Here is a 25584-nt window from a genome sequence, read left to right on the forward strand (position 1 = left end):
CGCGACCGCCGCCGCGCCCACCGCCGACGCCGCCGCTAGAAAGCCTCGTCGTGTTAGATGCATGTTACGCTTCCCGTCATTTGATTGTTGCGTGGAATGGCGCTTCCTTGTTTGCATGTGCATCGAGTCCCGCGCGCAATGTGTCGCCCGCACTCTCCGATCCATTCACGATATATGATTGGCCGCTGCGAATTGTCAGCCACTCGGGAAACTGGTTCAGGCGTGGATAATCCGAGGGAATGTGCAAATGATCGCTGTGCCGGGGCACGTCGAACCGCAATTTCCCCGTCCAGGGCCAATCGGACTCGACCGAAACATAGGTTGTCCCATCGTCCGCTCGCACCGCGCCCACGCGAACGTCCGCCCGCCACGGTTCCACGTAACACCCCCTGCTCTTCCACAACGCGTACATCAACGCCGTCCGCGCGAAATTCCCGTCGCCGTGCCATCCCTCGATAACACCCGTATCGCGCTGTGTGGCAAGCATTCGGTCTGCCGTGTAATCCGCCCATTCGATTGCCTCGGGCACGGGAATTCGATTGATCAAGTTCATGCCGCCTTCAAGCGAATCGGCAAACCCGTCCATCCGCGCGCCTTCCCACGGATAGTCTTTCGACGCGGGCAGCCTCTTCAGCACGTGCTCGACCGCGCTCCAATACCGCGAGGCGCCGTCGAGATTCGCGACAACGAGAAACGCATTGTAGTTGTAACCCCAATTGTCGGTGCGCTCGTCAGACTTGATCTCGCCTGTCACGGGATTGACCAGGTTGTACAACAACCCATTCTCGTCGCGCGCCACATCGAGCACCCGATCGAGCATCCGGTGCATGGCCGGCTTCCACGTTTCGCGGCGCGCCGGGTCCGTTTGCGCGGCGATGAAATAGACTTCGCTCAGCCCGCCGATCACTTCACAGCCGTGATCGTCAAGCCGCAACTGCTCCGCCTGCTCGGGCGGATGCTGTTCAAGAAAATATGCGGCCAGCCGAAAGGCCGCGTCGCGATAGGCGTCGTTCTTCGTCATCCAGTACATGCGCGACAGCGCCTGCATAAGATCGCCACAGACCTCGTGCGACGTCGACGGCAGCTTCCCCACTTCCGTGTCGTACGCCGCATTATTCAGAATATCGTCGAGCAACTGCAGCATGCGTTCGGACCACGGGCTTGGACCCAGCAATTCCGTAAGCGGCACGAGCCCGTCTTTCGCATATTCGCTCGCGCCGAAAATCAAATCGTCGAGCTTCGGTTCCGGCGTGCGAAAGGCCTTCGTCGTGAAGTCGTAGTCGTCGGGCAGCGCGCCCACGCGGTTCGCAAACTTCTGTTCCGCGGCCAGCATGTCCTTCATGCGTCCCTCGAACAATGCGCGGTCCGTGTAGAAACACGACAACACCATGAATGGATAGTTGTCGGCGGCGGAGTCCTTCGCGTTCCAATACGAGTCCTTATTGAGGTTTCGCGGTATCAGACCCGTTGCCGGGTCAGCGTGCTGCAGCCATCCGTGAACAAAGCGCCAACACGCGTTTAGGAAGACCCGGTTTCGTTCGCCGTTCGCCGACGCCCGAACCCACTCGTCTTCCGCGCGCGCGGCGCACGCCGCGACCGCCAACGCCACCCCAATCCGTATGCTCATTCGCAACGTGTTCATTGTGCCCGTCCCCCTTATCGTGCGCGCTTTGGCCGTTTCTTCGCCGCGACTTCCTTGACGCCCGCTTTCGATTTTGCGCGCGTTCCCGGCGCCCCACTCCGCGCTGCGCGGGTGGCGCTCCGGTTCGTCCGGTGCGCCGTGCCGTCCGCGGGGTGCGCACGCAACCACTCGAGAATCGGCGCAAACACCTCGCGTTCCCCTTCGCGCGCGAATGCCAAATCGATGTGATTGTAGTTTGCGGACGCGCCGGTTGCGCGCGACAAGTAAATCATCTCCTTGTCGGGATTTTCGATGCCATTAAAGAACTCGATTGCCCGCGACTGCGAAATGAACGGGTCCAGCCCCGCGAAGATCGCGAAGAGCGGCGTCTTCAACTTATGCAGATTTCCGCCGATGTCGAGCGTGCCGCCGCACATTTTCCACGGCATCCCCATGGCCCAGCCGTACATTTGTTCACCGATCCCCGGCAGGGGCATTTCCGCGGCATGGAACAAATGCGGCGCGCGCAGCTTCGGGTGAATGTTGTCCCAGTTGATCGGCACAAGACTCGACTCCGGACGCCAAAAATCGAAGAACGGCGCCAGCCCGCGGAACGCAAGCGACAGCAGCGTGTGTGCGCGCTGGTTCAACCCAATCAAACCCGGACGCGGCTTCAGCCTGAACCCTTTGAAACCCGGCGGCGAACCCAGCGTTGTCGCCGACGCGAGCCCCTCGCCGCCAAATTTCAGATCGTACGCATAGAACAACATCCCGCCCATCGAATGCCCAATCCAATGAACGCGCGCGTATCCGGTCACGTCTCGAATCTGCCGCAGCGCGAGCGGGATGTCCATCAGCAACAAATCGTCAACCGTCGACGTGAACCGCATTCCCCGCCGCGGCGGTACGGCGTCGCGGCACGCGCGCGAATCGAAAGTCCAGCAGTCGTACCCCGCGTTTACAAGGTAATCCACGAGCGAGTATCCGTGGGGGACCTCGAAGTTGAGGTGGTTCGACGAAAGGCTGTGCATAAAAAACACGGGCTCGCCTCCGCCGTCTTTCGGTTTGCGCCGGTGCAGCCGAAGCTTCCACCCGTCCGAGGTCGAAACGATGTGAATCTCGTCGGAGTGCGCGGGCTCGGGATACCGCATCTGCAATTGAACGAAATAGGAAAAAGCGAGGAGCAGCACGAAAACCGCTCCCGTCGCCAACACAAACAACACGCCGAGCATCGGTACTACGCTCCCCCGTTCGACGCCGCCAGGTGCTTCTTGATGGTTTCCGCCAGCGCGGAACTGAACCCCGGCAGCGCGGCGATCTCCTCAACGGATGCCGCGCTCACTTTCGCCAACGATCCTATCCTATTCAGCAACACGCGCACACGCTTCGGCCCCACGCCGGGTATCGACGCCAGCGGCGACGTCAACGCGGACTGCGTGCGGCGTTTCCGATGATAGGTTACCGCAAACCGGTGGGCTTCGTCGCGTATCTGTGCGATGAGCCGCACCACCGCCGAATTCTGCGCTACGATTATCGGGTCTTTCATTCCGGGCAGGAAGAAGCGCTCCGGCGAATGCCCGCCGGAATCCAGCGCGCGCGATTTGGCGATCCCCGCGACATCGAGGTCTTCGATTCCGAGGTCCTTGAACACGGTTACTGCGACGTTGAGCTGCCCCTTGCCGCCGTCTATAAGCACGAGGTCGGGCAATTCCTGTTCCTCGATCGCGCGTTTGAATCGCCGCAGCAGCATCTCGCGCATCATCGCGAAATCGTCCTGTCCGTCAACATTCTTAATCGCAAATCGCCGGTACCGCGACTTGTTCGGCGCGCCGCCGTCAAACGTCACCATGGACCCCACCGGCGACGCGCCCTGAATCGTCGAAACGTCGAAGCACTCGATGCGGTTCGGCTCCTTCGCGAGTTTGAGCACGGACTTGATCTGCGTCAATGTGTCGCGCTTCACCTGTTCGGCCAGGCGCTTTTCGTCGAAGCTGCTTTTCGCGTTGCGCGCGGCGAGATCGATCAGCGCGCGCTTCTCGCCGCGTTGCGGCCAGTGGACACTCACCTTTGCTTCGCGCTTGTCCGCCAAAATTTCCGCGAGCGCCTCCGCGTCCTCCAATTCGACGGGCACGAGAATCTCCGCGGGCACTACCGGCGCGTCGGCGTAGTACTGCAACAAGAACGACCCGAGTAACTCGTCGATCGGAAGTTCGCGCTGGTTGAACGAGAACGACCGGCCTCCCGTCATCTTGCCGGCGCGAAAATAGATCACCTGCAATTCGCTGAACCGGCCCTCGGCGTAGTATCCCCAGATGTCCTGGTCGTCGCCGGGCAATGGCCGCACGGTGCGTTGGCGTTCGAGCGTCTCGCGAAGGTCGTAAAGCCGGTCGCGCAACGGCGCTGCTTTCTCGTACTCCATTTTCTCCGCGTGCTCGGCGATACGCGCGAGCAGTAGCCTTTCCAGTTCCGCGTTGCGCCCTTCGAGCACCATCAGCACCTGCTCGACGATCTCGCGGTACGCTGACGGGTCGATAAGATTTACGCACGGCGCGGAACATTGTTTCATCTGATAGTAGAGACACGGACGAGTGCGGCTGCGCAACACGCTGTCGCTGCACAACCGCAGCGGAAACATGCGTTGCAGGTGTTTGATCGTGTGCCGCACAGCCGCCGCGCTGGCGTACGGACCGAAGTAACGCGATCCGTCTTTGCGCAACTTCCGCGTCACCGTCACGCGCGGCCACTCGTGCCGCACGTTCACGCGCACGCTCACGTAACTCTTGTCGTCCTTCAACTGCACGTTGTAGCGCGGTCGGTGCTCCTTGATGAGGCTGTTCTCGAGGAGCAGCGCCTCTTTTTCGTTCGTGGTTACGAGAAAGTCGATGCGCGCCACGCGCTTCATCAGGAATTTGACGGTGTACCGTTCGTCGCATTCGGAGAGGTAGGTCCGCACCCGCGCGCGCAGGTTCTTCGCCTTGCCCACGTAGATGACGCGGTCTTTCTCGTCGCGCATGATGTAACAGCCCGGAAACGACGGCACGTCCGCGAGGTCAAACGATTCGCGAAATTGCTCCGGCGTGCGCCGCTCCGCCGTGGCAAGGTCGATACGATCGATCGACTGAATGTGGGGCGCGGAACTCATGCAAAAATGATAGCAAATTGCGCCCCTAAAGAACCGTGAACTTAACGATCGACCAGTGTCGCCGGCACCCACCTGCGTACGGAATTGATGAGATAAATACCCTTGGCGCGGCGCAGGTCCGCCTTCTCCAGCACGCGCTCATGAATCACGTGATTTCGCAGCAGGTGCTCGCGAAACGTCCCCGCAAGCAAACCGCACGACACCGGCGGCGTCACAAATTTTCCGTCTAACTCGAGCACGATATTCGCAATGGTCGATTCGGTCAATTCGCCGCGCTCGTTCCAGAGAATCACGTCGTCGCAATCCGGCCGAGTGGCGCGCGCTTGGTCGTACACGGCGCGGTGCGTGGTCTTGTGAAACAGATGAATGTCGGTGGATTGAACGTACTTTCGCGCGAGACCAACGCGCATCGACGCGGGTTTGTCCGCGGCTTGCGACTCGACGCGCACCTGCCCCGCCGGGTTCACCAACACGCGAATCCGCATAGGCGCTGAAGTCCCGTTCTGGACCGTTGCGGCAAGCGCCTCCCGCACGTTTGCGGCCTCGACACGAATGCCGAAGTAGCGCGCGCTTCGCAGAAGCCGGGCGATATGCTCCTCCGCCAGAAAGAATCGATTGTGAAAAAGTACCGTCTCGAACAAATCGAATGCCGCCACGTCGGTAGTCAAAACCGCGGCCTTGCTGAGACATTCGAGGAATTCGCTTTCCGGGTTCGAGTCCCACGTGATGCCGCTGCCGACCGGATACTCCGCCACGCCCGACCGGCCGTCGATCGTCGCGCAACGAATCGCCACGTTGAATGCGGCGTTGCCCGCCGGCGATATCCATCCGATCGCACCGCAATACACGCCGCGCGGGTACTGCTCGAACTCCGCGAGCAACTGCATCGTGCGCACCTTCGGCGCGCCGGTCACCGAACCCGAAGGAAACAGCGCGCGCATGATCTCCGGCATCCGCGCGCGCGTTCGCGACGCGATACGCGACGTCATCTGCCACACGGTCGGATAGCGTTCCACCGCGAACAGTTGCTCGACGTGTACCGATCCCGTATCGCTGATCCGGCCCATGTCGTTGCGCAACAAGTCCACGATCATCACATTTTCGGCGCGGTCTTTTTCCGACAGCAGCAACTCTTCGGCGAGATGTTCGTCTTCTTCGAGCCAACGTCCGCGCGGCCGCGTGCCTTTCATCGGCCGCGTGCGCAACACGCCGTCTTTCAGCGTGAAAAACTGTTCGGGCGACACGCAGATGATCTTGAATCGCCCCGTGTCGACGTACGCGCAATAGTCCGCCTGTTGCGCGGCGCGCAGATCGCGGAACCAGCAGAAGGCGTCGCCGCTGAACGTCGCGTGCAACGGAAACGTGTAGTTGACCTGGTACGTGTCGCCCGCCGAAATGTAGTCGAGAATCTGCTTGATGTGCGATCGGTAATCGTCGCGCGTCAAAGCCGATTCCCATTCGCTGACGACGTACGATCCGGTTCGTGGGTCGATCTTCGTCGATTTCTCGTAGATGCCGAACCACACCAGTGGCACGTCCGACGGCGCGTGGCACTCGAATGCGGGATCGAACGCGGGCGCCGCGTCGTACGAGACAAACCCCGCGGCCCACTTGCCGTCGTCGACGAAATGCTGCACCTGCTCGAGCGCGGGCAGCACCTCCGCCATCGTCTGCGCGCTGACAATCGTGTCGGGATCGCGAAACGCCTTCTCCTTCGACCGGGACGCGAATACGATTTCACCCAGCGCCATGTGTCACCTGCGCGCGCCCAACCGAAACACGCGCATTGCGTTATCGGTTGTTCGCTCGACCAGTTCCTGCACGTCGACGTTCTTCACCGTGGCCAGCGTTTCGGCCGTGTGCGTCACAAACGCGGGTTCGCAACGACGCCCGCGCACCGGCTGCGGCGCTAGGTACGGGCTGTCCGTCTCGAGCAACAATCGGTCCATTGGCACTACCGCGGCCGCCTCGCGCAGCGCGCCCGCCTTCGGATACGTTACGTTGCCCGCAAAGGAAACGTAATACCCCCGCCCCGAACACCGCTCGGCAAACGCGGCGTCGCCGGAAAAGCAATGCATGATGACGCCGGGGATTTCCGCATCGTGTTCCGCGAGAATCGAGAGCGTATCCGCCTCGGCGTCGCGGTTGTGGATCGCCACCGGCAACGACAGGTCCGCGGCGAGTTCCAACTGCGCGTGAAAGGCCGCTTGCTGCAGAGGCGCCGGGGCCTCGTTGTACTTGTAGTAATCGAGCCCAATCTCGCCGATCGCGACCACGTACCGGTTCGAGGCCAATTCCGTTAACGCCGATAACGTCTCGGCAGAAATCTCGTCGGGATGATACGGATGCACACCCACCGCCGCGTAGACGTTTTCGCGCGTCAACGCCACCGCCGCGCGGCTGGACTCCACCGTGTCGCCAATCAGCACGATCCCGTCCAACGTGTCCAGGGCGCGCGCCATCACCGCTGCGCGGTCGTCGTCGAATTTCGCGTCCTGAAGGTGGCAGTGCGTATCGACAAGGCGCATTAGGATTGTGGAGGCCTCGGTCCGCCGCCGCCATGCCCGCGGCCGCCACGGCGCCGTCTGCGGTGCCGGCCGTGCCGAACTCCCCCACCTTCGCGCTGCTGCTGGCCTTCCGGGCGCCCCGGGTGCGGCGCGCCGTGCTGTTGCGGATGCGGCGCCTGATCGCGCGGGCGATCGTCACCGCGCGGCGGCGCCGGTTGCGCTGTGTCCGTCGGTGGTGCATCCGCCTCATCCAGAAAATCAACGACCGCGGAATGTTCTTCCTCGCGATCGTCCAACTCCGCAATCGCGTCCATGCTTTCCGCACCGTCCATTTCTTCGAGGCGTTCCTGCCAGTCGGCGGGCTTGTGGCGAATTGTCGAGTGGGCGAACGCGCCCTCGCGGCCCATTGCCTCTTGATACACCTCCGGCGCCTCGACGTCGCGCCCGGCCACCGCGGAAATCTCGCGGCGTCCGCGCGATTCCTGATACTGTTCGTTTTCGTAGCTCAAACAGCACAAGAGCCGGCCGCACTGTCCACTGATCTTGGATGGATTCAACGAAAGGTTTTGGCGCTTGGCCATCTTCATCGAGATCGGCTTGAATTCGCGCAGCCACGTCGAGCAGCACAGTTCGCGCCCGCACACGCCGATACCGCCCAGAATCTTCGCCTCGTCGCGAACCTGTATGTGCCGCAACTCGATTCGTGTCTTGAGGTCCTGCGCCAGGTCGCGCACCAACTGCCGGAAATCCACGCGGTCTTCCGCCGTGAAGTAGAAAATGATCTTGTGCCGGTCGAACGTGTACTCCGCGTCCACCAACTTCATCGGAAGGTTGCGTTCCCGAACGCGAATCGCGCAAGTCTCGAGCGCGCGCTCCTCTTCCATCTGAATATGATGGAACGTCGTCTCGTCCTGGTGCGTAATCTTGCGCACCACGCTCATCTTGTACCGGTTCTTCGCCGCGTCCGGGATCGGCTCGGGCGGCACGATGCACGTCCCATACTCGAGCCCGCGCTCCGTGCGAACGATACAGTCCTCGTTGCGGACGAGTGGGATATCTTCTTCGCACAAGAATGTGAACACCCGCGTCGGTTTGCGCAGGCGCACTTTCACCGTTTGCATACCTATCTATACTCCTCGCGAGGTCTTCGCCCCGCGTCAATTGGTCTGACCCGTCAGAAGGGCCAGACCCGATCGGACGGTTGCCTACCGAGCGGCAAGCGCGAAGAAAAGGTCCCGGAACACGCGCTCTTCCGGAATGAACCGATCCAGGTTCACCCGGGCCTGTTCGATAGCCACGATCTTCGCACCGGGGTCCCCACCGCGCGACGTGCCAAGACCGTCCTTGCTGTCCTTATTCCATACGTGGCCCGTGCCGCCCGTGGCGTCGGCCACCAACACATCACGGTACCACGTTTGCATGAGGTAAAGGTACTCGACAATGTCCCGCCGGACCGTCGCCGCCATGAGCGCCAACCGCTCTTCCTTCGCGCTCTCTGCGTCGCCCCGGCTCTGCTCATCCATGGCGTCGCTTGCCGCCTCGGCCTTCACAGCGGCCTCGATTTGTTTGCGCTGGTCTTCGAGAAACGCGGCAAACTCCTCCGCCATCACGACCGGGTCGTCGCCCGACGCCAAACGCTCGACCAGCGAAAACGCGACCTTTCGCTTCTCCGAATCGACCAAATCCAACGCGCGCGACATCTGCCCTTCGGCGATCTCGGCGATACTGTCCGCGAGGTCTGTCGGCAAGTCGCGATCGCGGCGGAGTAGCTCGGAAACGGTCTCGCGGCGGAGTTGCCGAAACCGTACCGCCTGGCAGCGGGACCGAATCGTCGGCAGCAGCATCCGAGGATGTTCGCTGATCAAGATAAACAACGACCGGCCCGGCGGTTCTTCCAGGGTTTTCAAAAAGTGGTTCTGAGCGGACGGGTTCATGCGCTCGGCATCGAGCATGACAAAAATGCGCCACTGCGACTCGAACGGGCGCAGAGACGCAAACTCGTTGACCTCGTCGATTTCTTCGCGCTTGATCATGCGCGACTTGTCCTTCGGCGCGAGCACGCGAATATCGGGATGGTTGCCGTGCGCGATCTTGCGGCAGGAAATACACTGGCCGCACGCGTCGATTTTCGCTTCCCTGCAGTTCAGCGCTTTGGCGAACTCGATCGCGGCCAATTGTTTTCCCACGCCGCCAGGCCCCCAAAAGAGCAGGCCATTCGGTATGCGCTCGTGCTCGATGAAATTGCGCAATAGCCGCAGCGCAATTTCCTGATCGCGAATGTCCGCGAAACTCATGGCAAGTGCGGCTCCACGATCCGCCAAATGATGTCCGACAACTCTTCCACTGTGCGGGTCGCATCGACGGTACGGACGCGGAGGGGGTCGTGCTCGGCAATGCGCAGAAACTCGTTGCGCACGGCGCGGTGAAACGCCAGCGGTTCCGACTCGATGCGATCGAGTTCACGCGCGGCGCCCGCGCGTTCCAGCCCGATTTCCGCGGGAAGATCGAGCAATATTGTCAGGTCCGGCCACGTTTCCCTGGTGGCAATCTCGTGCGCAGCACGGATAATCCCGCGCTCGATGGCCCGCCCCGCGCCCTGATACGCCGTCGTCGAATCCGCAAACCGGTCGCAAATAACGATCGTTCCCGCGTTCAGCGCAGGACGGATCAGTTCGTCCACATGCTGCGCCCGCGCTGTCGAATAGAGCAGCAGTTCCGTCACGGGCTTGATGTCTTTGTTCGCGGGATCGAGCACGATTTCGCGAATCCGCTCGCCGGTCACCGTGCCGCCGGGTTCGCGCGTCACGACGACCTTGCGCCCCTCCGCCTCGATGCGCCCGCGCAACAACGCGACCTGCGTTGACTTGCCGCAGCCTTCGATGCCCTCGAACGTGATGAATAACCCGCTCATTCGCCCAACGCCTTGCGCCGCGCCGCCTGCGCGGACTGAAAGAACGCATCGAGTTCGTCCGCATTTCCCTGCTCGATGATGCCGCAAATCGCTTCAACATCTTCGCCGAATTCGCGTAACCCCGCGACGATGGCGTCGCGGTTGGTGAGGCAGATGTCGCGCCAGATTTCCGCGCGGCCTTCGGCGATCCGCGTCACGTCGCGGAACCCTTTCCCGACGAGGTCTTTCACGTCGCCGCCGCCGGCGGCCAACTCCGCCACGAGCGCGGCAATAATATGCGGTATATGGCTGGTGCGCGCGACAACGTCGTCGTGAAGTTGGGGCGGAATCTCCACGACGCGCGATCCGACCGAACGCCACAGGGCGCAGACCAGTTCGTGCGCATCGTCCGCGTGGTTGTCTTTTGGCTCGACAATGGTGACGCAGCCGTCGTAGAGATGCGGCGTGGAATGTTCAGGGCCGTACTTCTCGGAACCGGCCATGGGATGGCTTCCGACGAACCGATACGGTTCGGACCAATTGGTTCGAATGTGCGCACAGATTTCGGCCTTGGTGCTCGCCACGTCCGTGACCACCACGTGCGGGGCGATGCGCGTGCGAACGACATCGAGTTGCTGCGGCACGAGCGCGGCGGGCGTGCAGAGCACGACAAGGTCCGCGCCCTTCATCGCCCCGGCCAAGTCAAGCGTCCCTTCGTCGATCGCGCGCATCGCACGCGCCGTTTCAAGTACTTCCTGCCGGCGCCCAACACCGCGCACCAACTTGGCCAGGCCGCGATCCTTGAGCGCGAGGCCAAGCGATCCGCCCAGCAACCCGACACCAACGATCGTGACCGTGCCAAACCGTGGATTCATCCCTGCTCCCGCGCGACCGCGATCGCCTCCTGCAACGTGAACGCGCCCAGGTACAGGGCGCGGCCGACGATTACCTCGTCGACGCCGTCTCGTTCCGCCGCGCAAACGCGCCGAACATCGTCAAGCGACGACATCCCGCCGGACACCGTCACCGGAATTCCTACGGCGCGCGCGACGGCCCGCGTCGCGTCGACGTTTGGCCCCTTCATCATGCCGTCGCTGAGGATATCAGTATAGATGATGCGCGACGCGCCGGCGTCTTCGACTTGTTTGGCGAACTCGACGGCGTCCGTGCCAGTGTCTTCGAGCCAGGCATTCAACGAGACTTTCCCCGCACGCGCGTCGATGCCGACGGCTATCTTACCCGGGAACGCGGCTACGGCGTCGCGTAGAAATGCGGGGTCCTTGTGCGCGGCCGTGCCCAAGATGGCGCGGTCCGTTCCAGCTCCGAATACGGTTTCGAGATCGCGCATGGTGCGGATGCCGCCGCCCACCTCGGTGCGAATCCCGGCCAACGACATCGCGCGCAACGCGTCCGCGATGCACACGTGTCCCGCCTTCGCGCCGTCGAGATCGACGACGTGGACGATTTCCGCGCCACCGTCGCGCCACTGCGCCGCCTGGTCAACGGGGTCCTTCGAGAACACCGTCTCCTGGGCGTAGTCGCCCTGAACCAGGTTCACGCACAGCCCGCCCCGAATGTCCACCGCGGGGACGATGCGCATCGCTAGGCCGCTGCGAGTTTGGCTTTGACGAGTTCGACGATCTTGGCGAAGCTCGCCTCGTCCGTCGCGGCGATTTCCGCGAGCATCTTGCGGTTCACGTCGATGTTCGCCAGCTTGAGGCCCTGCATGAACCGGCTGTACGGTATGCCCGCCGCCCGCGCCGCCGCGTTGATGCGCGCAATCCACAACTGGCGGAACTCGCGCTTGCGCACGCGCCGGTCGCGGAACGCATAGACGCCCGAGTGGTCGACCTGCTGCTTCGCGGTCTTGAGGAGTTTGCTGTGTGCGCCGCGGTAGCCCTTGGCGCGCTTCAATATCTTCTTGCGGCGGTCGCGTGACGCCGGTGAATTGGTTGCTCTTGGCATGACATGAATTCCTTATCGCTATCCGCCGAAGCGGTACTGGCCTCAGTTCAGGGTGGAGCGGTGCCCGCAACGGGGCCGCGCCGAGACGACTACCCGTACGGCAGCAGAATCTTGAGCCGCTGCTTCTCCGCGTCGCTCGTGAGCGTCGCCTTGCGCAACGAACGCTTCCGCTTCTGACTCTTGTGCGTGAGCTTGTGCCGTACAAAAGCGCTGTTCCGCTTGAACTTGCCCGACGCGGTCCGCTTCAGGCGTTTCGCCGTGGCTCTATTTGTCTTCATCTTTGGCATAGCACTCTCCTATCGATAATGGCCCCGGCGCAATCGCATCGCGGGGTCCCGCTCCGGCAACGGAAAAAAGACCCCTCGACCGCCTTGTCCCAACGCGGACCGAATCCGTCTCCCGAATACAAGCCGACGCCTGTGACTACTTCGTCGGCGACAACACTACGACCATCTGGCGGCCTTCCAGCCGCACCTTGCTTGCGTCATGCTGCTCCTGGCACAAGTCCTTGGTGGAGTCGAGCACGCGCTGCAAGATCTGCTGGCCGAACTCCGGGTGCGCCATCTCGCGCCCGCGGAACGTAATCGTCACCTTGACCTTGTTGCCTTCCTGCAAGAACTCCCGGACGTGGTTCGTCTTGTAATCGAAGTCGTGATCGTCGATCTTCGGGCGATACTTGACCTCTTTTACGTGAATCACCGTCTGGTGCTTGCGCGATTCTTTCATGCGCTTGCTCTGTTGGTACTTGTACTTCCCGTAGTCCATGATGCGGCACACCGTCGGCGACGCATTCGGCGCTACTTCCACCAAGTCCAACCCCCGCTCGTACGCGTCACGTAACGCATCCGGCGGAGACATGATCCCTAACTGGTTTCCTTGTTCGTCGATAACGCGCACCTGGCGGGCGATGATCTGTTCATTCACCCGGATGCGCAAATCCACAGGCTTGGCGATAACCAGGACCTCCTATTGACCGTGGGGCCTTGTGCCCGCCCGTACGCGCCACGGCCCGCGCACAGGCACAAAAAAGTCGCGGCAGAAAGCGCCCGCCTTCTGCCGCGAACATACCAGTATCTCGCGATTTTGACCCTGCGCCCAGACCCAATCGGGCCGCGGCAAGGTGAGAAGCAGGCGCTTCTACTTGACTTACAACAGGCCGAAGTCTACCCGAGGGGACGGGCAGGTGTCAAACCTCGGGTTTCGGGAATCGGGCGTCGGGAATGGAAGACGAATCATGCCCGCGCACGGGGGCTTTCGATTCGCTGATGACAAACGCAATAGACCCGATCTGCGGAACCCGACAGCCGGCTTCCGGCGAAACGTTCGTAATTTCACACCTTCACACGGATTCGCGCTATCATTTGGCCCATCATCGGGAGCTTGTTGTCATGCTCACATTACTCGTGCTCCACGCCGCCTGCTTCGCCGCGCCGGATAACACCCTCACGGATCAGGAGAAAAGCGACGGCTGGGTTCTCCTCTTCGACGGCAAGACCCTCGACGGCTGGACGACGCCCGAAGGCGCGCAGAGCAAGACGCCCATCCAGGACGGCTGCATCAACCCGCACGGTTGCGGCGGCTACATGATGACCTATAAGGAACCGCTGGGCGATTTCGTCCTCGCGTGCGATTTCAAGATCAGCCCGAAATGCAACTCCGGCATCTTCGTCCGTACCTTTCCGTTGACTCCGCTGCCCGGCAAAGATGTCGGCTGGAACGGCGTCGAGATCGCTATCGACGACACGACGGAAGCGGGCTACGTTGACACCGGCGCGATCTACGATCTGTCCAAACCTGCCAAGAACGCCATGAAGCCCGTCGGCGAATGGAACCACATCGAAATAACGTGCAAGGGCCCGGTCATCACGGTCGTGCTCAACGGCGAGAAGGTCAACGAATGCGACCTCTCTAAGTTCACCGAACCCAACAAGCGCCCCGACGGATCGGCGCACAAGTTCGATCATCCGTTTAACACCCACCCGCAAAAGGGCTACATCGGCTTGCAGGACCACGGCAGCGACTGCTGGTACAAGAACATCAAGATCCGGCCGCTCAAAGGGTAGAATCAATTCAACCGTGGGCTGTAGATTTCATGGCCGTGGATACCAGGGCATATCACACAAGAGACGGAACCTGAATGGATCACGTCGCGCCAGATCGCCCGTCCTCTTCAGCCCCTGAAGACGGGGCGCCACTTCGTGGCAAACCTGCGGCTCTTCACGAAGCCGATGCGGGGGAACAGCAAGCGCCGTTTAGTGCGGAGACCGAACGCGCTCGTCACGCGCAACAGCGCTGGGCGCAGGTCCCCATAAACGAGCGGCTGCGGCGCGTGCGCGCGTTCCGCCACGAATTGGTAGACGCATCACGGCGCATCTGCAAGACGATTGCCGGCGACGTCGGAAAACGATACGACGAAACGCTCGTTGCCGAGGTCTTACCGCTGGCGCAAGAATGCCGTTTCCTCGAAGCGAACGCGCGCCGCATTCTGCGCCCGCGCAAGAGTCCGCTGCGCACGCGGCCGATACTGCTCTGGGGGCAGCGCGATGTAACTTTTCGACGGCCCCGCGGCGTGGTCGCCGTCATCGGCACATGGAACCTTCCTATGGCGATCAACGTCGTGCCGATCTTGCATGCCCTCACGGCCGGAAACGCCGTGCTGTTTAAGCCGTCGGAGGTCGCGCCGCGCACGGGCGAACTGATTGCCGACCTGATTGCGCGCGCCGGCTTTCCGGACGGGCTATTCCAACTGCTTCCCGCAAGCCGCGATGCGGGCCCCCAACTCGCCGAGGCAGACATCGATCACGTCGCGTTCACGGGCAGTTCGACCACGGGACGCGTGCTCGCGAGCACGCTGGGGCGCCGCTTGGTCACCTCCACCCTCGAATTGTCTGGGTGCGATCTGCTGCTCCTGCTCGAAGACGGCAATGTACCGCTGGCCGCGCGTGGCGCATGGTTCGGCGCGACGGCCAACGCCGGACAAGCCTGTGTCGGCACGCGCCGCGCCTTTGTGCCGCGTTCTCTGCTGGAGCCGTTTCTCGACGCGCTCGTGCCCTTGGTCGAATGCGCCGCGCCGGTTCCGCTCATCTTGTCCGCGCAGGTTAAACTCGCCGATCGATTGATTGCCGACGCGCTTGGACACGGCGCCCGGCTCATTCGCCGCGAGGGAGTCGAACCGGCGGACGGCCACGTGCAACCCGCGGCGCTCGTTCAGCCGGCGCCGGACACGTTGGCCTGCCGCGAAGCGTACTTCGTGCCATTACTCACGGTCGTCCCCTACGACACCGTCGAACAGGCCCTCGCGTGGGACGCGGAGTGTTCGTACAGCCTGGCAGCCAGCGTCTTTACCGCCGATGTCGCTCGCGCGCGCACCGTGGCAACACGGCTGCGCTGCGGCGTTGTCCACGTCAACGACGTGATCATCCCGATGGCGCACCCCGCGACGTCGTTTGGCGGCAGCGGCGCCAGTGGTTGGGGCCGCACGAAGGGCGTCGAGGGCCTGCTCGAAATGACCGTGCCCCAAGTGGTGAGCGCCGTCAGCGGCAGTTTTCGCCCGCACTTCGACACCTTGGGAACGCATTGGTTTTTCGATCCCGATTCGTTCGAGGCGTTAATCAAGCTGTTCCACGCGCGATCGCTGCGAGACAAATTCGGCGCTGCACGACACCTCGCCGGACAGGTGCTGGGGACGCGGCAGCGAGGCCCTTCCGACCGATTCCGCGATTCGCAGTAGCCGTCCGCGGCGCGCGTTACGTTGGCCGACGGCCCGTCACCCGCATCGGCACGCCGCGCTTCGGGCCCATCCCGAGATTCTGACGCGATTCGCGCTCCTCGCCCAGAGATTCGAGTTCCCATCGCATGACGATGGTTGCCAGCGAAACGCGCATCTGGTAATCGGAAAAAGCCGCGCCGATGCAACGCCGGTGTCCGCCTCCGAAAGGCAGAAACTCGAAAGGACTATACGATCGTTCGATGAACCGATCGGGCGCGAACGTGTCCGGTTCGGGATAGATGGCCGGGTCTTGGTGAATGGCACAAATACCAACACCCACAACCGTTCCCGTCGGGATTGTGCAACCCAACAGTTTCGTCGGTGCACGGCACACGCGCCCGATTTCGGTGTGGATAGGGTGCAGACGCAACGCTTCGTCGCACACCGCGCTGACATACGGTTGCCTCGCAATAAGATTCGGATCGGGGTCGGCCCCGAGCGCAACCAACTCATCGCGCAAACGCTGCTTGGCCGCTGGATGCCGCGCAAGCTCATAAAGCGCCCACGATAACGCGAACGCCATGTTCTTGTGTCCCGCCAGCACAATGGTTCCGATTTCGCCAAGGATCTCCTCGTGGCTCAACCGCGTTCCGTCGTCACGACGCGCCGCGTTCAGCAGACTGAGAACGTCGCACGCCTCCTCGTCGGCGCCGGCGCGCTCTGCCATGCATCGCTTGAGAAACGCCGAGAAGGCGCACTTGGCGCGCATAAACTTGCGCCACGGCGGAAACCACCACGCCTGGACCGCGGGAACGAACGTGATAAGCGGCCCGACGCCGTGCAACACCTTTGCGACCGCCACGCGCCCCTCATCGAGAAGAGGGCCGTCCTCGACGCCGAACACGACACGAAGAATGACGTCGCGCGAAATGTCCATCATTAGGTCAAGCGCCTTGATTCGATCGCCCGGCCTCAACCGGTCCGTGTGCGTGATTACAATGTCGCGGATCACGTGGCCAATGTCGCGCATGTTTTGAACGTGAAACGCGGGCATGAGCAGTTTGCGTTCGGCGCGATGCAGCGCGCCTTCCAAAATCAAAAGCGACCCGGCGCCGGCCAACCCGGCAAAGGCATCTTTGTGTGCAGCGCCATATCCGTCCGGATCGGCGCTGAGTACCTCTCGCGCGCCTTCCGCGGTCAGCGCCAAGACAACATCGCCGGACGGCGTACCGTAGATCGTGACGACATCGCCATACGTACGCCGCATCCATGCATAACTGCGCTTCGGGCGGAAAATGAAATTCCACCCTTGCACCAAACCAAATCGCAACCCAGCGGGCAATCCCGTCTCCCGCGTCGAAACGGGCACATCCGCGGGAATCGTCAAATCGTTCCCTGTATCCATTTCATCCTTCGCGCACCAAACGACTCCGATTACCACCACCGTATCCGTCCGTCGGAAAATACTAGAATGTTTCACGGTCGGCTGCACCACGTGCTCGTGCGCGTGCTCGTCATCGTACTCGATCGTTTCGAGTATCGAGTGCGAGTACGACCCTCCTTTGCCCTCCGAAGTAGCAGGGCTACGGAGGACGGGTGACGACTCACAAGCAGGAGCACAAAACAGACGGTGTGCTCAAACTTGAATTGCTCTAGTTGCGGTGCAGCCCTTCAGATCGCATCGACGACGCCGGGCGATTCCCGCGACGCGGCCCACGTCGATAGCCGCCCCGTATTCGATATCGGCTTGTCACGCGCCGGGATCAAACCCTCCCGCTGCATGTGTTTGACGATATAAGCCACGGTATTCCGGTAATCCGGTTCCACGACGTCCGGCTTCGCCTCCGCCAATGCGGCTCGATAGTGGCGATTGTCGTAGCGCTTGGGTTCCATCGGCTTGAACTTGTGGTGCGAACGATTGAAGAACACCAACAACGGATACAGTAGATCGTCCGGTTTGCACAGCCGGTTCATTTCCTTGATGAAACGCTCCATCGGATAGTATGTGAAGGTATAGCCGAATTGTTCGGTAATGCTCCGCGTCACGTCCATCATGTTGTAATACTTCGTCGTCGTGACGTGAAACGTGTTCGAGGTCGCGCGCTCCAGCGCGAATATCCGCGCGATGTGGTCGGACACGAGATCGGCGGGGAGGAAACTGACCTGGTTGAGCGCCTCAACCGAGATGCCGTACTTAATCATGAACGCCAGCAGGCGCACGCCGATATCGTCCTTGCTTCCAATGCCGCGCGATGACGCTGTGATGAGGGTCGGACGGTAGATGCGGACCGGCTGGCCCTGGCGCGCCGCGTTGAGCACCAAATGTTCCTGGATGCACTTGGACTGGGAGTAGCCGAAATCCAGTTCTTCCAACGCTTCGTTGAACTCGTGCTCCGCGGCAACCGGCCGCGCGGACCAGCCGTGAATGAATGTGCTCGATATCAGGTGGAACGGCTTCTTGCGTTTCGTGGCCGCGAGGCGCATCAGCTCGCGCGTACCGCCGATGTTGTACGGCCGCAACGCTTCGTAACTCAAAACGTAGTTCACCTGTGCTGCATTGTGCACGATGGCGTCGCTCTCCTCGCACACGCGCTCCCACTCCGCGTCGCTCAGGCCCACGCGGTGCGTTCCAAGATCCCCGCACACCACGCGGACACGGGTATGAAACTCCTCTTCAATCTCCGGCGTCCACCTTTCGGTGCGCCGCAGCGCGTCCACCAGCCGCGCGCTGCCGTGGTCTGAATCCGTGGCGCGGACCATCACCTCGATTGCGCACCTCGTCCGTTGCAGCAGACTACTCAGCAGGAAGGGCCCGAAGAACCCGGTAGCGCCTGTCATCAAAATGGACTGCGGCGTGGGCGTGGCTTCATCCGCAGGTTCCGCGGGCGGCTGCCACTGCGCGTCGGCCCGCATCGACTCGAGTTCTTGCGCGTCGTCGGACTGCTGACGCGCGGCAAGCCAATCGCGAAGCCCCGCTTCCGGCGCCTCCGATCCCTCGTCGTACACGTCCAGAAGAAACGACAATTCAGCCACGGTCAGCCGCTGCAGGAACCGCGCATCCAACTCCGAGACCAGTTCGGCGAGGCCGCGCCGCTCGAAATGGTCCTTGATCTCCAAAGTCAGCTCCACGAGCGTAAGCGAGTCCACGCCGATATCCGTAAAGGTGACGTCTTCGTCCCCGGTCAATTGATAGATTTCGCGTACGCGATCGAACAGCCCTCGCAAGCCGGAGTCGTTCCCGCCGGTTGGCGTTGCGTGAACGTACGAGGCCAAGACCTCCAACTCGCCGCTCATCCACCGCTCGCGCGTCTTGCCCCGAGCGACTTTCCCCGATGTGGTAGTGGAAATGGCACGCGGCGGCACAAAGAGGACCTGATAGGGATCGATAAAGTAGCGCGACCGGATCGCCTTCGCGACGGTCGCGGGATCGACAAGTTCGGAATTCGGGCGGACCTCTACCGCCACGACGAGGCGCTCCTGTCCGTCATGGTCCACCGAAAACGCCGCCGTCTGCACCGGCCCCGTGGGGCCGATATTCGGGAACTCCGCGGCGACGATGGCCTCGATGTCTTGCGGATAGTAGTTGACGCCGTGGACGATGATGATGTCCTTGAGCCGGCCGCAGACGTACAGTTCGCCTTCGTGGAAGAAACCGAGGTCGCCGGTGCGCATGTAGTTGCCCGGGTTGCCGGACTCGTTCGCGATCCGCGCGTGGAAAATGGCTTGCGACAATTCGGGCCGCTGCCAATATCCCTTGCATTTGCTGTCCCCGTCAATCCAAATCTCGCCGATAGCGTTTTCGCCGAGCGCGTGGTGCGACTCCGGATCGACGATGCGGACATCCATTCCCTGCAATGGCTTTCCGCAGCTTACGACGGATACCTGATTGTTGTTTCGCGCCGACGTCTTTTCGATGCACAACTGCCGCTGTTGCAGGCGCTGCTTCTGTACAGTGAGCACTCGCCGACCACGGCGCGAAACGGTCAACGTGTTTTCCGCCAAACCGTACGCCGCCTCGTATGACTCCCGCCTTAGACCGTACTTCTCGAATCGCTCGAAGAAGCGAAGATAGGTCGTGGCGTCAACCGGCTCCGCCGCGGTGGCCATCATCTTGAGCGAACTCAAATCCACGCCGAGGAGGGCTTCGTCCGGCACCTTGTCCTCGCGAAGGCAATAACCATAGGCAAAGTTCGGCGCGGTCGTCTCGGTGCCGCGCACGCGGGAAATCGTCTGCAGCCACAACGCAGGCCGCTTCAAAAAGTCGAACGGCGCGAAACCGTGGTTGGACCCTCCCATCACCACCATGTACAACTGATGACCAATGAGCCCCATGTCGTGATATTGCGGCAGCCACGACACGCCGACCGGCGGGTGCGGGCAGGTGGCGCGGGCGTTATGAATGACGTTGCCGTGCGAGACTACAACGCCCTTCGGGTCTCCTGTCGATCCCGAGGTGTATTGAAGGAACAAAATGGGACTGGACTTTCGGCGTCCGTTGTGCGAGCAACGCTCGGTGATCGTATCCGTCGCCAGCCAACGCGCGGACCGCAGGAACCGGCTCGATCGCGCCCCGCCGTCCGGCGAATCCGGCGCGTCACATATTCCGCGCAGGTAACCCGAAGTGGTGAGGGCGATTGTCGCGCCGCAATCCTGCGCAACGTGTTCGATTCTGCCAATCGCCGCTTTCGACGCTTTGGTCATCGGCGCGCACACCGGAACGGGAATCGCTCCGGCCTCGAGGCAGGCAAAAAAGCCCACCATCAATTCCAGTCCGGGCGGATAAACGAGCAACACCCTGTCGCCGTACTCGAGTTCCGCGCGCTGCGTGAGCTGCATCGAGAGTCCCAGGGCGCGCTCGTAGAATTGGCGGAAAGTATAGTGCTCCCGCGAATTGCCCTTAACGTCGAGAAAGTCGAACAGCGTCGCGTCGGGCTTCTCGCCGGCCCAATGCTCCAAACAATCCAAGAGACTGTCCATTAGATAGAGTCCTGGCGGTTTCGACGTGAAATCGGTTCACTTCCCTGCGCAACGCCTTGCATGATGCGGCCGCCCAAGATCAGTCCGGCCGGTTGTGTAACGCCGTAGGCGCCAGCGTGCCCATGCGGAACACCCACGCATAGTGAACCTTGTCGGCACGGCGCGTCAAACAAGGCGCCACGATCCGGAATCGCGCCGGTCCGGGACCGTCAAGTCGTTTGGGTCCTTTGCGCTCCTTCTGCAAGAATGGTCCTTCATCCGTTCACCTCGGGTTACATTTGTGCTGATCACCGCAATTAAGGCCAGAATTCGCTCTGTCATCGAGATCGACTATCGCGCGCTTGCGGCGCTTCGGATTTCGCTGGCCGCGGTTATCATCGTCGATTTGATCAATCGCGCGCAGGCGCTGACCGCACACTACACCGACCGCGGGGTCTACCCGCGCGCGTTCTGGATCGAGGACCAGCCCAACCGCTGGTTCTTCTCCCTGCACTTGCTGGGCGGTGAAACAGTCCATCAGGCCGCGTTGTTTCTTGCCGCGGGTGTTGCGGCGGCGCTGCTTCTCGCCGGCTATCGCACGCGGCTCATGACCGTGATAAGTTGGCTGCTCATCCTCTCGCTGCACAACCGCAATCAACTGGTGCTTCAAAGTGGCGACACGCTCCTGCGCATGCTGCTCTTCTGGAGCATATTCCTGCCCCTCGGCGCGAAGTACTCGGTCGACGCGCTGCGCGCACACCGCGCTCCGGGCGAGAAGTCCGCGCGCTCCGCGGCGACCTTCGCGATCCTGGTCCAGGTCTGTCTGGTCTATTGGTTCACCGTTCTGCACCGCACCGATCCGATGTGGTGGAACGGCAAGGCCGTCTACTACGCGCTTCACCTCGACCTATTCGCGACCCCGCTTGGCGTTTGGCTGCGCCAGTACGACGGCGTGTGCACGGCCTTGACCTACTTCTCGATTGGCCTCGAACTGCTCGGGCCTGTCCTCGTCTTCTCGCCGATACTCACTCGGCACGTTCGCCTCGTCGTGGTGGTCCTCATGGTCATCATGCACATGGGTTTCGCGCTGACCATGAAACTCGGTCTCTTCCCCGTCATCTCGATTGCCGGTTGGATCGTATTCATACCAACGCACGTCTGGGACAGGCTCGACCGCGCACGATTGCTCTCAGCCCTCAAGACAAAACTTGTTACGCTTGCCGCGCCATTCGCCGGCGATGCAGCGACACCACGCGCACCGGCGCCCGAATTGAACAACGACCTACGCGCGTTTCCGATCGAGGTCAACCCGAGGCGCATAGCGAATGCCGCGTGCCTCATGCTGTTGGCCTACGTGTTCTGCTGGAACGTCTCCGAACTGACGCCGCAGTTCGCGTTGGCCATGCCCCGCGAGTACCGGCCGCTGGGATACCTGCTGAAACTGCACCAGGATTGGTCGATGTTTTCGCCGAGGCCCACCCGCAACGACGGCTGGTTTGTCATCGAGGCCGAACGCATCAACGGAGAAAAGATCGACCTCATGACCGGCAACCCGCCGGTGTGGGAGAAACCGGAATTGGTGTCGCGCAACTTTCCGTCCCAACGCTGGCGCAAGTACATGATGAACCTGCGCGAGAAGAAGTACAGCGATCATCTCTTGTACTACGGCCGATACCTCACGCGCGCATGGAACGCGAAACTCTCGGGCGACGAACGCATCAACACGTTCGACATCTACTTCATGCGCGAAACGACCGACTACCCCACCGTCGAGGCTCCCACCAAGGTCCACCTCTGGCGCCACAACTGTTTCGCAAAGCCTCCACCGGCCGAAAACGAACAACAGGACGTAGCCGGCGACGGCATCGATCCGTAACAATTCGACGCGGCGTTCATCTCGCGGTGAGGCTTCGAGTACGTCGAGGTCTTGCTATTGCCGCGGCAATCCCCGAAGATGATCCACACATCGCCAACGGAGTATCTCCCATGTCCCAGTATTCGCGCAGAAGCGTCCTGAAACTCGGCATCGCAGGACTGCCGAGCACCGCACTTTACGCGCATATGGCGGCCGCCGTGGATGCGACGTCGAAAGCGGCACATGACGCGCAGGAAGCGAATGCTCCGATGGGAAAGGCGTCCGTCTGTTTCCGCATCGGCCAGCCGATTTGGTCGAACGACGCGCGGTTTACCGAACTGTTGAATTTGTTCGACGCCAACCGCGGTGTCACGGACGAAGTGACCCTGTTCACTTCCGAAACACATCCGCCGCTGCCGTTGGACGTAATCCTGAAGCGTGTCCCGGTGCTTCAAGCGCGGATGGATGCCGCCCGCGCGCGCGGCTACGGTTCCGGCGTGAACATCCTCTCCACCATCGGGCACCACGAGGAGAACCTGCCGAACTCGCTTTCGAGCGATTACACACCGATGACCGATCCCAACGGGAACGTCTGCCGCGGATCGTTTTGTCCGAACGACCCGCGCCTGCGGGAGTACATTACGCGCGTGTATGAGGCCCTTGCGTCGAGCGGGCCGGACTATATCTGGATTGACGACGACGTGCGGCTTTTTGGGCACATGCCCATCGGCGCGTGCTGTTTCTGCGACACCTGCGTGGCGCTGTTTTCGCAGCAGGTCGGAACCACGTTCACGCGCGACGCGCTCCGGGAGGCGCTGGGCGCCGGCACGCGAGAGGAACGTCTCGCGCTCCGCCGCGCATTCCTGCAACACAACCGCACCACGATCGGCGAACTCTTCACACTCATCGAAGGCACGGTCCACAAGATCGCCCCGGGCCTTTCGCTCGGGTTCATGACCGGCGATCGCTTCTACGAAGGCTACGCATTCGATACCTGGGCCGACATTCTCGCCGGGTCCGCGCATGCGCCGGTGCGGTGGCGGCCCGGCGGCGGCGCGTACCGCGAGGACAAGCTCGACGACTTTCCCGACAAAGCGCATGCGATGGGACGCCAGGTGTCGGTGCTGCCGGGTTACGTCACGTGTATTCAGTCGGAGGTCGAGAGTTTTCCGTACCAGCGGTTGAAGAAGAGCGTTCACGCGACGCAGATGGAAGCCGCGGCGTACATCGCTGCGGGCTGCACCGGCGCGGCGTTCAACGTCATGCCGCAGTACGACGAACCGCTCGACGAATTCGCCCCGCTGGTCGCAGGACTGAAAGACGCGCGCCCATTTTTCGATCTCCTCGTGGCGCATCTTGGCCGACAGCCGCTCAGCGGTATTCACAGCGGCTGGAACAAGGACACGTATGCCGCGTCCAACCCCGACGGGCCGTGGCTCACGGGACCGCCCGCGCCGGGCCACTGCTTCGAAATTTGGGCGAGCGGTTTGCCCGCCGCGTATTCCTCCGCGCAAGCACCGGTCACCGCGTTTGCTGGAGACACCGTGCTCGCGCTCACCGACGCGGATTTGCAGTCCGCGCTGGCGAAGGGCGTCTATCTCGACGGTCCGGCGCTCACGCGTCTCAACGAACTCGGCTACGGCGAACTCACCGGCTTCGCCGTCGAGAACACGCTGTCCATCGACTGCATCGAAGAGCTCACCGATCATCCGCTGAACGAGCACTTCGTGGGACGCCGCCGCAATTGCCGGCAGTCGTTCTACAAGAGTCCCGCGCACGTCCTTCAGCCGACGCAACCCGGGGCGCAGTCGATCTCGCGTTGCGTCGACTACACCTACACGGAAACCGCACCGTGTTGCATGGGCGTATCTGAAAACAAACTCGGCGGGCGCGTTTGCGTCGCGGGGTATTACCCGTGGGAACAACTCCAAAACCTCAGCAAGTCGTCCCAACTCAAGTCCGTCATGCGCTGGCTCTCAAAGGACACGCTACCCGTCTACGTCGCTTCGTTTCACCGCGTCAACGTGTGGGCGCGCGAGACTGCGCCGGGGCGTTTCGCCATTGCCCTGCTCAATGCGTACCTCGATCCCGCAACCGAACTCCATATCCTCATTCGCACCGATCGCGAAGCAATCAACTTTTACGACAACACCTGCACGCGCACGTACGTCGCCGCCGCCGGCCGCGAAGGCCCGTACGCGCGTTTCCCGTTGCCAACGCTTGGGCCGTGGGACGTTGCGCTGATCACCGTGTGATGCTCGGCGAGGATACTGGACGCGCCTGTCTGGTTGTGTCGCGCGTTGCTCCCAGCTCCGTAATGTAGTGAGTCATAATTAATGCCGCTCAGAGAACCGGGGTCGAGCGAAAAACGGGGACTGACTCGCTTTTCGGCAGTTTGAAAAGCGTGTCTGTCCCCGCTTTTCGAAAATTGATGCCGCTCAGAAAACCGGGGGCGAGCGAAAAACGGGGACTGACTCGCTTTTCGGCAGTTTGAAAAGCGTGTCTGTTCCCGCTGTTCGAAAATTAATGCCGCTTAGAAAACCGGCGTCGAGCGAAAAACGGGGACTGACTCGCTTTTCGGCAGTTTGAAAAGCGGGTCTGTCCCCGCTTTTCGAAAATTAATGCGGATTAGAAAACCGGCGTTGAGCGAAAAATGGGGACTGACTCGCTTTTCGGCAGTTTGAAAAGCGGGTCTGTCCCCGCTTTTCGCGGCATTTGCCCTCCAAGAACAAGATGCCATCAGCATGATTCACTACCGTAGCCCACGGAGTAGCATCCTCCTGCGCTTGGCGAGATACGGAGGACGAACTTCGACTCAACCACGGAGACACGGAGTTCACGGAGAAAAGGCACGCGAAAATTGCCGCGAAAGAACGCAGAGAGCACAAAATGCGATCTGGAACGAGGGGAAATGGTTGACGGGCTGAACTACCGAGATT

Annotated in this window: 19 protein-coding genes; 4 read left to right on the forward strand and 15 right to left on the reverse strand. The window is 61.8% G+C overall.

Annotated features, from left to right (window positions below):
* Window positions 1–76: 76 nt before the first annotated feature.
* The 13 genes from HUU46_23985 to HUU46_24045 form a co-directional block, all read right to left on the reverse strand.
* Window positions 77–1642 (reverse strand): hypothetical protein, encoded by a 1566-nt coding sequence (locus HUU46_23985; protein NUM56700.1) that lies wholly within the window; start codon window positions 1640–1642, stop codon window positions 77–79.
* 14 nt (window positions 1643–1656) lie between these two features.
* Window positions 1657–2853 (reverse strand): alpha/beta hydrolase, encoded by a 1197-nt coding sequence (locus tag HUU46_23990; protein ID NUM56701.1) that lies wholly within the window; start codon window positions 2851–2853, stop codon window positions 1657–1659.
* Between the two features lie 5 nt (window positions 2854–2858).
* Entirely contained in the window at window positions 2859–4763 is a 1905-nt protein-coding gene (gene uvrC / locus HUU46_23995; GenBank protein NUM56702.1) for an excinuclease ABC subunit UvrC, read from the reverse strand.
* A gap of 41 nt (window positions 4764–4804) precedes the next feature.
* Window positions 4805–6514, reverse strand: a complete 1710-nt coding sequence (gene pabB, locus HUU46_24000) for an aminodeoxychorismate synthase component I (protein ID NUM56703.1) — start codon at window positions 6512–6514, stop codon at window positions 4805–4807.
* Window positions 6515–6517: 3 nt separating this feature from the next.
* On the reverse strand, window positions 6518–7291 hold the full coding sequence (locus HUU46_24005) for a TatD family hydrolase (GenBank protein NUM56704.1): 774 nt from the start codon (window positions 7289–7291) through the stop codon (window positions 6518–6520).
* Window positions 7291–8391, reverse strand: a complete 1101-nt coding sequence (locus tag HUU46_24010) for a stage 0 sporulation protein (GenBank protein NUM56705.1) — start codon at window positions 8389–8391, stop codon at window positions 7291–7293. The genes HUU46_24005 and HUU46_24010 overlap by 1 nt, the downstream gene beginning before the upstream one ends.
* 84 nt (window positions 8392–8475) lie before the next feature.
* Window positions 8476–9564, reverse strand: coding sequence for a DNA polymerase III subunit delta' (gene holB, locus HUU46_24015; protein NUM56706.1), 1089 nt, complete (start codon window positions 9562–9564; stop codon window positions 8476–8478).
* Window positions 9561–10181 carry a dTMP kinase gene (locus tag HUU46_24020; GenBank protein NUM56707.1) on the reverse strand — a complete coding sequence of 207 codons (621 nt, stop codon included), beginning with the start codon at window positions 10179–10181 and terminating at the stop codon, window positions 9561–9563. The genes holB and HUU46_24020 overlap by 4 nt, the downstream gene beginning before the upstream one ends.
* Window positions 10178–11035 carry a prephenate dehydrogenase/arogenate dehydrogenase family protein gene (locus HUU46_24025; protein NUM56708.1) on the reverse strand — a complete coding sequence of 286 codons (858 nt, stop codon included), beginning with the start codon at window positions 11033–11035 and terminating at the stop codon, window positions 10178–10180. The genes HUU46_24020 and HUU46_24025 overlap by 4 nt, the downstream gene beginning before the upstream one ends.
* Window positions 11032–11760: a 1-(5-phosphoribosyl)-5-[(5-phosphoribosylamino)methylideneamino]imidazole-4-carboxamide isomerase gene (gene hisA / locus HUU46_24030; GenBank protein NUM56709.1), complete on the reverse strand. Its 729-nt coding sequence runs from the start codon at window positions 11758–11760 to the stop codon at window positions 11032–11034. The genes HUU46_24025 and hisA overlap by 4 nt, the downstream gene beginning before the upstream one ends.
* Window positions 11761–11762: 2 nt before the next feature.
* Entirely contained in the window at window positions 11763–12125 is a 363-nt protein-coding gene (gene rplT / locus HUU46_24035; protein ID NUM56710.1) for a 50S ribosomal protein L20, read from the reverse strand.
* A gap of 89 nt (window positions 12126–12214) precedes the next feature.
* Complete coding sequence (gene rpmI / locus HUU46_24040; protein ID NUM56711.1) at window positions 12215–12412, reverse strand: 50S ribosomal protein L35; 198 nt, start codon at window positions 12410–12412, stop codon at window positions 12215–12217.
* Between the two features lie 136 nt (window positions 12413–12548).
* On the reverse strand, window positions 12549–13055 hold the full coding sequence (locus HUU46_24045) for a translation initiation factor IF-3 (GenBank protein NUM56712.1): 507 nt from the start codon (window positions 13053–13055) through the stop codon (window positions 12549–12551).
* A 458-nt stretch (window positions 13056–13513) separates the two neighbouring features.
* Between HUU46_24045 and HUU46_24050 the strand changes: the two genes are divergently transcribed.
* Both HUU46_24050 and HUU46_24055 read left to right on the forward strand, forming a co-directional pair.
* The gene (locus tag HUU46_24050) at window positions 13514–14188 is read left to right on the forward strand and encodes a DUF1080 domain-containing protein (protein NUM56713.1); all 675 of its coding nucleotides are present in this window, start codon (window positions 13514–13516) and stop codon (window positions 14186–14188) included.
* Between the two features lie 74 nt (window positions 14189–14262).
* Window positions 14263–15855 carry an aldehyde dehydrogenase family protein gene (locus tag HUU46_24055; protein ID NUM56714.1) on the forward strand — a complete coding sequence of 531 codons (1593 nt, stop codon included), beginning with the start codon at window positions 14263–14265 and terminating at the stop codon, window positions 15853–15855.
* A gap of 16 nt (window positions 15856–15871) precedes the next feature.
* On the opposite strand, the gene HUU46_24060 is transcribed toward HUU46_24055, so the two are convergent.
* A complete protein-coding gene (locus tag HUU46_24060) occupies window positions 15872–17239 on the reverse strand; it encodes a cytochrome P450 (protein ID NUM56715.1) in 1368 nt (455 codons plus the stop codon).
* A gap of 266 nt (window positions 17240–17505) precedes the next feature.
* Entirely contained in the window at window positions 17506–20811 is a 3306-nt protein-coding gene (locus tag HUU46_24065) for a thioester reductase domain-containing protein (protein ID NUM56716.1), read from the reverse strand.
* 280 nt (window positions 20812–21091) lie between these two features.
* On the opposite strand from HUU46_24065, the gene HUU46_24070 reads away from it, so the two are divergent.
* Both HUU46_24070 and HUU46_24075 read left to right on the forward strand, forming a co-directional pair.
* Window positions 21092–22666 carry an HTTM domain-containing protein gene (locus HUU46_24070; protein ID NUM56717.1) on the forward strand — a complete coding sequence of 525 codons (1575 nt, stop codon included), beginning with the start codon at window positions 21092–21094 and terminating at the stop codon, window positions 22664–22666.
* A 110-nt stretch (window positions 22667–22776) separates the two neighbouring features.
* Window positions 22777–24900, forward strand: a complete 2124-nt coding sequence (locus HUU46_24075; protein ID NUM56718.1) for a hypothetical protein — start codon at window positions 22777–22779, stop codon at window positions 24898–24900.
* Window positions 24901–25584: the final 684 nt, after the last annotated feature.

The organism is Candidatus Hydrogenedentota bacterium (assembly GCA_013359265.1).
Taxonomy (GTDB): domain Bacteria; phylum Hydrogenedentota; class Hydrogenedentia; order Hydrogenedentales; family SLHB01; genus JABWCD01.